Source organism: Streptosporangium sp. NPDC005286 (assembly GCF_040607515.1).
In the GTDB taxonomy this organism is placed as follows: Bacteria; Actinomycetota; Actinomycetes; order Streptosporangiales; family Streptosporangiaceae; genus Streptosporangium.
The window spans coordinates 1-8,354 of the sequence record NZ_JBEXGU010000265.1 but is presented as its reverse complement, the minus strand read 5'-3'; the positions used below and the strand labels follow the sequence as shown (position 1 = coordinate 8,354).

Genomic DNA, 8,354 nt, shown 5'->3' with positions numbered 1-8,354 from the left:
GGATTTCCCAGCCGAGCGTCCGGCGTGGGCGGCATGAAGCCGGTGAGGCCGTCTCCGGCGAGTTCCCGCAGCCAGTCGGCGGCACTGGACGGTGCGAGCGGCCACCTGGCTGCCAGCGGGGTCGATGGCTGAGGCATCCGACTATTATCCCAGGTCAGAGGAAGATCTGCCTCGCAGAGCCTCGGTGCTGCCGACCTGGCGTGGTCTACGCCTCGATCCCGAGGTCGAGTCGGGTGTCCATGTCGAGGCGGAACCGTCCGTAGGGGTTGACGAGCGTCCAGAAGAGCGGCGACAGGGCTCGCCTGTCCTCGTCAGTGAGCTTGGACGTCCACTTCGGGTCGCGCTGGACGGCTTGCGGAAGCTGGGTGTTAATGAACTCCAGCGACGACTGGAGCAGGTGCAGGGCGAGCATGGAGACCTCGGCGTGCTCGCGGTCGGCGCCGGTGAGGACGCCGGGGGCGGCCTGGCACCTCTGATCGCATTGCACGCCGTCGCCCAGGTTCAGTCCGCTGTCGGCCAGCCAGCCGACCGCCGGTATCGGGCCGATGGCCACCAGCACCAGGTCGGCCGGGACGTGGACGCCGTTGTCCAGGTCCACTCCGGTCACCTGGCCATCGCGGCTGGTCAATCCGGTGACCGCGGTGCCAGGGCGGAGCCGCACGCCGTGCTGGATGTGCAGCTCGGCGAGTAGCTGCGCCACATGGCCGCCGAATTGGCGGATCATCGGGGCGGGCAGCGGATCGATCAGGGTGACGTGCAGGCCGAGTTCTCGGGCGACCGCGGCGACCTCCGATCCAAGGAAGCCGGCGCCGACGATGGCCACCGAGGTGGCGGCGAGGAGCCCGTCCCGCAGGGCGAGGGCATCATCGATGGTGCGCAGCAGGTGCACGCCGTCGAGTTCGTGTCCCGCGGGCAGCGCCCGGGGGCGACTCCCGTGGCGATCACCAGCTCGTCATAAGCAAGCACGCTGCCGTTCGAGAGGGTGAGTTTGCGCACGTCGGTGTCGAGGGTGGTGGCGGCGATGCCCAGCAGCCAGTCCGCGCCCAGCGTGGTGAGGGCGTCGTGGCGCCGCAGCGCCACACGGTCGGGTTCCCACCTGCCGCGCAGGATTTGTTTGGACAGCGGCGGCCGATCGTAGGGCAGTCGCGGCTCCTCACCGACCATGGTCAATGCGCCGGTGAATCCTTTCCGGCGCAGGGTTTCGGCGGCGGTCAGACCCGCCGCCGAAGCACCAACGACAACGATTCGAGATGGCTGGTTCACGACGGGGTCAGCGTGATCGCCAGGGCCGGACAGATGCGGACGGCCTCCCGGACGTCCTCCTGTAGCCCGGGTTCCGGGCTGTCTTGCAGGAGCACGACGATGCCGTCGGCGTCGCGCTGGTCGAACACCTCAGGTGAACTGAGTACGCATTGCCCCGAGCCGATGCAGGCGTCTTGGTCGATGGTGATCTTCATGCGTTTCTCCTTGTGTGATTTACCAGGTAACGGGCAGTTCGCGCACCCCGTAGAAGACCGCGTTCTCCTTGAACGTCAGCTGTTCCAGCGGTACGGCCAGGGCCAGTGTGGGGATGCGTCGATACAGGGTGCTGTAGACGACTTGCAGTTCCACTCGGGCGAGTGGCTGGCCCAGACACTGGTGGGCGCCGAAACCAAAGGCGACATGATGGCGGGCCTTGCGGTGGACATCGAGGGTGTCGGGGTCGGGGAAGGCCGAGGGGTCCCGGTTGGCGATGCTTTTCACCACGATGATGCCTTCGCCTTTGCGGATGAGCTGGCCGCCGATCTCGAGATCTTCCCGCGCGACGCGGCGGGCTTCGGTATGGGTGATGGAGAGGTAGCGCAGGAGCTCTTCGGCGGCGTTGGCCACCAGTGCGGGGTCGCCGGCGTCGCGGACCGCGCTCAACTGGTCCGGGTGCGCCAGCAGCGCGGTCGTGCCCAGCGCGATCATGGTCGCGGTGGTGTCGTGCCCGGCCACCAGAAGGAGTTGACCGGCCGTGGCGATCTCACGCCGGGTCATCGCGCCGGTCCGGTACTGCTCGACGGCCAGCCTGCTGAACACGTCGTCGCCCGGCTCGGCATTCTTCTTGTCCACCAACTCCTCCAGGTAGGCATTCAGTTCCTCGCTGGCGGCCATGGCCTGTTCAGGGTCGGGTTCGTCCATGACGAGCGTGCGGGACACTCGGTGGAAGAGGCCGCGGGCGGTATAGGGCGCGCCCAGCAGTTCGCAGATCACCAGTGAGGGAACCGGCAGCGCGAATGCCTCCACCAGGTCTACCGGATTCGGGCCGGTGAGCATCTCATCGATGAGGTCATCGACGATCCGTTGGATCCGGGGCCGCAACGCCTCCATCCTTCTGATCATGAAGTCCGAGGTCAGTAGCCGTCGCTGGGCGGTGTGCTCCGGCGCATCCATCTGCATCAGCGTCTTCATGTGTGCGTCGCGTGCCTTGCTCACCGCGTTGGTGTGCGGGAAGCCGGGTTGCGCCACGTCGACGCTGACACGCGGATCAGCGAGCAGCGCACGCACATCCGCGTAGCGGGTCACCATCCACGGAGTGCTGCCATCCCACAGCCTCACTCGTGAAACCGGCGCGTCCTCGAGTCGTCGGCTCAACTCCGGTGACGGGTCGAAGGGACACCCCGTCGCACGGGTCATCGGAAACGTCGGAATCTCTGGCAGGGCGTCAGCCATGGCATCTCCTCGTATCGAATGCGGTCATTGGGTGATCTCGGGCACGTGGCGAACAGGCGATCGAAAGCCCGAGCCGGGCATTTCAGCCCCGAGGGGTGGACGTCGTGTCGGTGCATCGCGAGTCACGAGCCCTGTTGGAGCGGAGTGTGGTCGGCCGGCTCGGCGGGCTCCGGGCGGCTTGAACGGTTCGCCGCGCGTGCGGTGATGGCGCCGATCGCGCAGATGATCGCGAATCCGAACAGTACGTACCGTGCCGAGTCGAGCATCGACGGGTCGCCGAGGTTGACCAGGACTCCGGCCACGGCTGTGCCGAACGCGATCGACAGGCTCGTCACGGTGGCGATCGCCGCGGCGGCCCTGCGTCCTTCCTCTGGATCCTGGGTGCTGGACATGGCGGCCACGGACAGGTGCGGGTAGGCCAGGCCGATGCCGGAACCCGCGATGAACAACACCGGTACCCAGATGAGTACCAGCCAGGTCGGCGTGTCCTCGCGCTGCAGCAGTCCCTGGAGGAGGAATCCGGACGCCAGGAGCAGCGGGCCGATGATGCGCAAACGGCGTACCGTGCGCTCCCTGGTGGCCGATGAGCTGCCGAGCTGGGTCAATGACCAGCCGAGCGAGATGGCCGCCCCGAACAGGCCGGCCGCGAGCGGGGGCAGCCCGCCCAGCTGCTGGCCGAACAGCGGGACGAACGACTCGACCGCTACGCCGAAGACCAGTAGCCCGAGCGTCAGGTAGATCCATTTCAGTGGTGAGCCGGCCTGGTAGGTCGTGCGCGGGAAGACCCGTAGCTCGCTGCGCCGCTCGTGGGCGACGAAGACGGCCACCAGCAGCAGTGCCACCACGATGCCGCCCGCCATCGCCATGGTGCCGGGCAGCACTCCCGCCAGGCTGACAGCCGCAGTGGCCGCCGTGACCAGCAGCAGCGACACGGCCGGGACCGGCGCCCGCGCGTCGCTGCGTTCGCCGCGCGGCAGCACCCGAGGCACGACCGCGCAGCACGCCGCCGCGATCACCGCCATCGCCACGAACGCCAGGCGCCACGAGCCGAACTGGGCGAACAGGCCGCCGAGCGCCGGGCCGACGAAGTTGCCGACGCCGTACATCGCCGACATCAGAGCGTTGCCGCGGGTCCACAGTCGGCGCGGCAGGGCCGAGCGGATGACGGCGAACCCCAGCCCGGACAGCACCCCCGCCCCGAATCCCTGGACGCCGCGGCCGGCCAGCAGTACCGGCATCGCCGGGCTGGCCGCACAGGCCAGCGAGCCCACCAGGAACACGGCGAAGCCGAGGCGGTAGGCGCCGACGTTCCCCCAACGGGCCAGGAGCCGACTGACCAGCATCGTCGCGATCACCATGGCGACGAGGTAAAACGTCATGTTCCACGCGTAGAAGCCGGCGCCGCCGATGTCGGCCACCGCGGTCGGCAGTAGACTCGAGGCCAGATAGATATTGACCGCACCGACGAGCACGCCGCCCGCCAGCACGATCGCAGCTCCGAGATGTTCGGGGCCCAGCAGTTCCCGCCAGGAAGGCGGGGCGGGAGTTGAATCGGGAATCACGTGGTCATCTCCCTCAGTTCGTCGGGGGCTGCGGTGGGCTCTCCGGGTTCGGACTCGCCGGCCACGGCCATGGAGGCGTTCCGCGCATCGATCCGTCCGCGGCGCGGCCGCCGGCCGCGGGCCTCGATGGCAGGCTCCGCGCCGGGCTGCCCGTTGTCACCAGCACTCATGACTTCAAGGCTGTCGTTGAACCGAGCCCGGAGACTTTTCACCGCCTTTCGGGAACGGTTCTGGGCCGGTAGCCGGGAAAGCCTCAAGCCGCGGTCGAACCATGCCGCTCTGCTCCCCCTGGTCGAGGCCATGCGAGCAGCCGATCAACCACCTCTTCATGACGAACACGGTTGAGGCCGCGGCAACCTGTGACACAGAATCAGATGATCACAGCGACCTGCGGATCGGTCCCGCGGCGATGACTGCGACTCCCTGACGTTCTGTGTCACCTCAGCCGGGAGGCCACCTTCGATGTCGATCTTGTGACAGACGCGTGGCCGGGGTAGGCCAGGAGCGTGCCGGTGTTGGCGCCGTTTTCGGCGGCGTGGGTGAGCGCGGAATGCCGCAGGTCATGCAGCGTCCAACCGGTTGCGGCAGCAAGATCTGCCGGTGCGGTGATGTCGGGGTGAGTCAGCGGTTTTGTCGGCTCGTTGAATATCTCCGCGGCGCGTCGGTAGGACAGTCGGGCTCGGCCGCCGACCGGGTCGAGGTCGCTGGCGGCGAGGGTGAGGCGGGCGCGCCGCTCGGTGAGGAACACCGGTCCTTTGCCGCGGCCGGTGAGCAGTTTGGGGAGTAGGCGGGTGGTGCGGGTCTGCCAGACGATGATGTCGACCGCGCTGCCCTTGCGGGTGACCTTGGCGCGCCGGTTGCGCCGGTCCAGGTCCTCAAGGTCCAGGCCGAGCACGAGGCTGGCGTCCAGGGCTCGCGGGCGGCGGCCGTCCGGCGCGCAGCGAGGCTAGATGAGCCGCTCCACGGCGCGGGCGACGAGGTCGTCGGCCTCCTGCTCGGAGTACACCTCCGGCAGCGTGAGGCGCTCGACGATCAGCCAGTTCAGCGCCATGTGCAGCAGCCGCACCGAGGTCGCGTCACCGGGCAGCCCGGACGCCCGGTGGCCGGCGACGTTGGCATCGACGTCGGCGCGCACGCTCCGCGTCAGCAACGCCCGCAGTTCGGGACGCCGTGTCGCCTCCAGCCGCAGTTCCAGCAGTGCCAGGTATCCCGTCCGGAAACCGGCGACCCGGCGGACGGTCTCGCGCATCACTGCGGCGAACTTCTCCCGGTCCTGCGCGCCCTCCAGGTGGCGGGCGACGGTCTCCTCGTCCGGCTGGAGGCGCTCGTAGACGCGCGCGCCGACCTCGGTGAACAGGTCGTCGCGGCTGGCGAAGTAGTTGGACGCCGTCCCCGGCGGGACCTGTGCCGCGCCGTCCACCGCCCGGAAAGTCAGGCCCCGCGCGCCCTGCTCGGCCAGCACCTCGATGGCGGCGTCGATGAGCGCCACCCTCCTCTCGGCGTTCCTGCGCATAGTTGACACCACTCCATTCGTAGTACTAACGTCCAAACCACTTCGCCTATAGTACTTTGAATGGAGTGGTCATATGCGCAAGCTCGTCTACTACACCGGCGTGTCCATCGATGGCCGCATCGCGGGCCCCGGCGGGGAGGCGGACTTCTACCCGGTCGGCGAGGGCGAGGCCGCCGCCGCGTACATGACCTGGGTCAACGAGCGCTATCCCGAGACCGTTCCCACGCAGTACCGTCCGCACGCCGGCCTCGTGGACGTCCCCAACAGGCGCTTCGACACCGTCCTGATGAGGCTGAACACCTACCGGGCCGTGCTCGACCAAGGGATCAGCAGCCCGTACGCGCACCTACGGCAGTACGTCGCCTCCAGCTCCCTGAACGGCATCGACGACCCATGGTGGAGGCGCGGGCGTAGCCGACTCGCAGAGCCCTCTCTCACAACCGGAAGGTTCTGCGAGGAGTTTTGCGAACAGCCGCCCGCGCGAACGTGGCCGCTAGGCACATGGGCTCCGGTCTCGCAGAACTGGTCGTTTCTGCGAACCACACGAGCTACATCCGGGTCCGCGCGTACGCTTGCAGTGCGTCGCGGACGAACGTCGCCCCCGCCTCGTCGTCGTACATGGCGGCGAAGCGGGGGTCGTCGACGAACATGTCCCCAATGCCGTTCACCATCTCGATCGAGCGCTCCCGGTCGCCCTCGGCGGTGGGGGTGCCCGGGATCTGACTCAGCCACTGGACATGCCGGGCAGCCAGTGACTGAGCGTGTTCCGATGTCGGCGAATCCCCGGCCTTCACTGCGGCGACCCATGCGGCGACGAGGTCTTCGGTGTCCTGCTTCCAGGCCCGCTGCTGGTCGAGGCTCTTGCCGTGCCACCAGTCGTTGCTCACTTGGAACGCGCGCTCGCCCCAGCGTGAGATCACCTCGTCTTTGTAGCGGTCATTGAACCCCGCCAACATGACATCCATCCGCGGTTCCACCCCCGCCTGCAGAGCCTCGAGCGTGTGACGCACAGACCGGACCTGCCGTTCGATGCGGGCGCGTTCCTCTTCCAACGCGGCGATGTGGGCGCGGAGCCCGTCGAGCGCGTCCACCTCGTCGGCCAGGACCTCGGCGATGGCCGGCAAGCCCATGCCGAGCCGACGCATGAGCAGGATCCGCTGTAGCCGGGCGACCGCGGTGGGGTTGTAGTAGCGGTACCCGTTCGCGCCGACCCGGGACGGGACCAGGAGCCCGACGCGGTCGTAGTGCCGCAGGGTCCGGCTGGTGATGCCGGCCCTCGCCGCGAGTTCCTGGATCGTCCACTCCATCCCTCCAGTGTTACCCGCGGCGGAGAGTGGTTGCGATGATCTCCGAGGCGTCGGCGTGCAGGGCTTGGGCCGCCGTCTGCCCGGTCGCCGCCAGGTAGGTGTCGACCAGCCGGTTGCCCGCGGCGTACCCCGCGCCCATCGGCAATCCCACCGGGGCGACGCCGAGGTGCTCCGCGCCGGGGTCGCCGTGCACCCAGGCGGTGAAGTTCTGCATGCCTGTCACGTCGAGCCCGCTGAGCACCTTGGCGAAGACCTCGTCGTCGTGCAGGTGCGGCACGCCGATGCGGGCGGGGCCGAGCTCGTCGCCGTAGAGCTGTCGGGCGAAGGCGTCGGCCAGGCCCTCGCCGACGATGTGCTCGCCGACCGTGACGGTCATCGGGTCCCACACCACCCCGCCCGGGCTCCACCGCAGGTTGTGATTGAGCTCGTGCACGGCGGTGGCCTCCAGCCGCTCCACGTTCTCGGGGAAGGGCCAGAACGTGATGGCGATGTTGCCCGAGATGCCGCCGAACCCGGTCAATCCTTGGCAGGGACCCATGAAGTGTTCGTCACCCGGATCGCCGAGGACGAACAGCACGGTGATGTCCGGGGCCTCCAGCCCCGGCGTCGCCTCCAGCAGTACGGCGAGAGCGTTGTCGAGCGCGCGTTGCATCCGCTCCCAGGCCCCGGCCGCCGCCAGGGTTTCGAGCGCGTCGAGGCAACGTTCCTCGTCGCGGTCGATGGGGAACCCGGACGATTGGAGGTGTACGGCTACCAGGTCGAGCTCGCCTGGGTGGTAGCGGTACATATCCTTGTTGGCCTCCAGCATCGAACGCAGCAGGTCAACGCGGTCCGCGACCGGGGACAGCAGGATCTGCCGCATGGCGGCGTAGGTGTCAAGAACAGTGATCGACATGGCCCCGATGCTAGAAGTTGACGCAGCGTCAAGGTCAAACCAGCGGCGCTCTTCGTCGAGGTACGGCCGGCATGCCGTCACCCAGTCCCGTCATGGCCGGCGGTTCGCCGCTGCGATGGACTCACGCAACTTGGTCTTGCAGTCCGCGGTGAACAGCATCCACCGCCGCACCCCCGCCGTCGCCAACTGCGCCAGAGAGCCTCCTCGGAGGCCTGTCGGCGCGACCCGACTGACACAGCACCGCGACCGCGATGACCGGCGATCGCCAACCTAACCCGTCACACGGAGCTACTTGTTGGGTCGGACCGGGGCGCAGTGCTGGCCTTGCGGCCAGTCCGTTTCCCCGGCCCGCCCGCCGAACCCGGCGTGCCTCTCTCAAGGCA

Annotated in this window: 9 protein-coding genes and 1 pseudogene; all 10 read right to left on the bottom strand. The window is 68.5% G+C overall.

Translation table 11 applies throughout. The features are described 5' to 3' along the window. Positions 1-205: 205 nt before the first annotated feature. Positions 206-487, bottom strand: coding sequence for a Tn3 family transposase (locus ABZU75_RS43760; RefSeq protein ID WP_355568535.1), 282 nt, complete (start codon positions 485-487; stop codon positions 206-208). A 21-nt stretch (positions 488-508) separates the two neighbouring features. Continuing rightward, a pseudogene (locus ABZU75_RS43755) lies at positions 509-1,263 on the bottom strand (NAD(P)/FAD-dependent oxidoreductase); the annotation flags it as partial. Then, a complete protein-coding gene (locus ABZU75_RS43750) occupies positions 1,260-1,457 on the bottom strand; it encodes a ferredoxin (RefSeq protein ID WP_355568532.1) in 198 nt (65 codons plus the stop codon). The pseudogene ABZU75_RS43755 and the gene ABZU75_RS43750, both read right to left, overlap by 4 nt. Before the next feature lie 19 nt (positions 1,458-1,476). Next, complete coding sequence (locus ABZU75_RS43745; RefSeq protein WP_355568529.1) at positions 1,477-2,694, bottom strand: cytochrome P450; 1,218 nt, start codon at positions 2,692-2,694, stop codon at positions 1,477-1,479. 122 nt (positions 2,695-2,816) lie between these two features. Further along, the gene (locus tag ABZU75_RS43740; RefSeq protein WP_355568526.1) at positions 2,817-4,256 is read right to left on the bottom strand and encodes an MFS transporter; all 1,440 of its coding nucleotides are present in this window, start codon (positions 4,254-4,256) and stop codon (positions 2,817-2,819) included. After that, complete coding sequence (locus tag ABZU75_RS43735; RefSeq protein ID WP_355568523.1) at positions 4,253-4,426, bottom strand: hypothetical protein; 174 nt, start codon at positions 4,424-4,426, stop codon at positions 4,253-4,255. Before ABZU75_RS43735 ends, ABZU75_RS43740 begins: the two co-directional genes overlap by 4 nt. A 266-nt stretch (positions 4,427-4,692) precedes the next feature. Further along, complete coding sequence (locus ABZU75_RS43730) at positions 4,693-5,151, bottom strand: hypothetical protein (RefSeq protein WP_355568520.1); 459 nt, start codon at positions 5,149-5,151, stop codon at positions 4,693-4,695. Between the two features lie 51 nt (positions 5,152-5,202). Further along, positions 5,203-5,769 carry a TetR family transcriptional regulator gene (locus ABZU75_RS43725; RefSeq protein ID WP_355568518.1) on the bottom strand — a complete coding sequence of 189 codons (567 nt, stop codon included), beginning with the start codon at positions 5,767-5,769 and terminating at the stop codon, positions 5,203-5,205. A 548-nt stretch (positions 5,770-6,317) separates the two neighbouring features. Beyond that, a complete protein-coding gene (locus ABZU75_RS43720) occupies positions 6,318-7,076 on the bottom strand; it encodes a MerR family transcriptional regulator (RefSeq protein ID WP_355568515.1) in 759 nt (252 codons plus the stop codon). A 10-nt stretch (positions 7,077-7,086) separates the two neighbouring features. After that, positions 7,087-7,971: a DUF2268 domain-containing putative Zn-dependent protease gene (locus tag ABZU75_RS43715; protein ID WP_355568511.1), complete on the bottom strand. Its 885-nt coding sequence runs from the start codon at positions 7,969-7,971 to the stop codon at positions 7,087-7,089. Positions 7,972-8,354 lie beyond the last annotated feature (383 nt).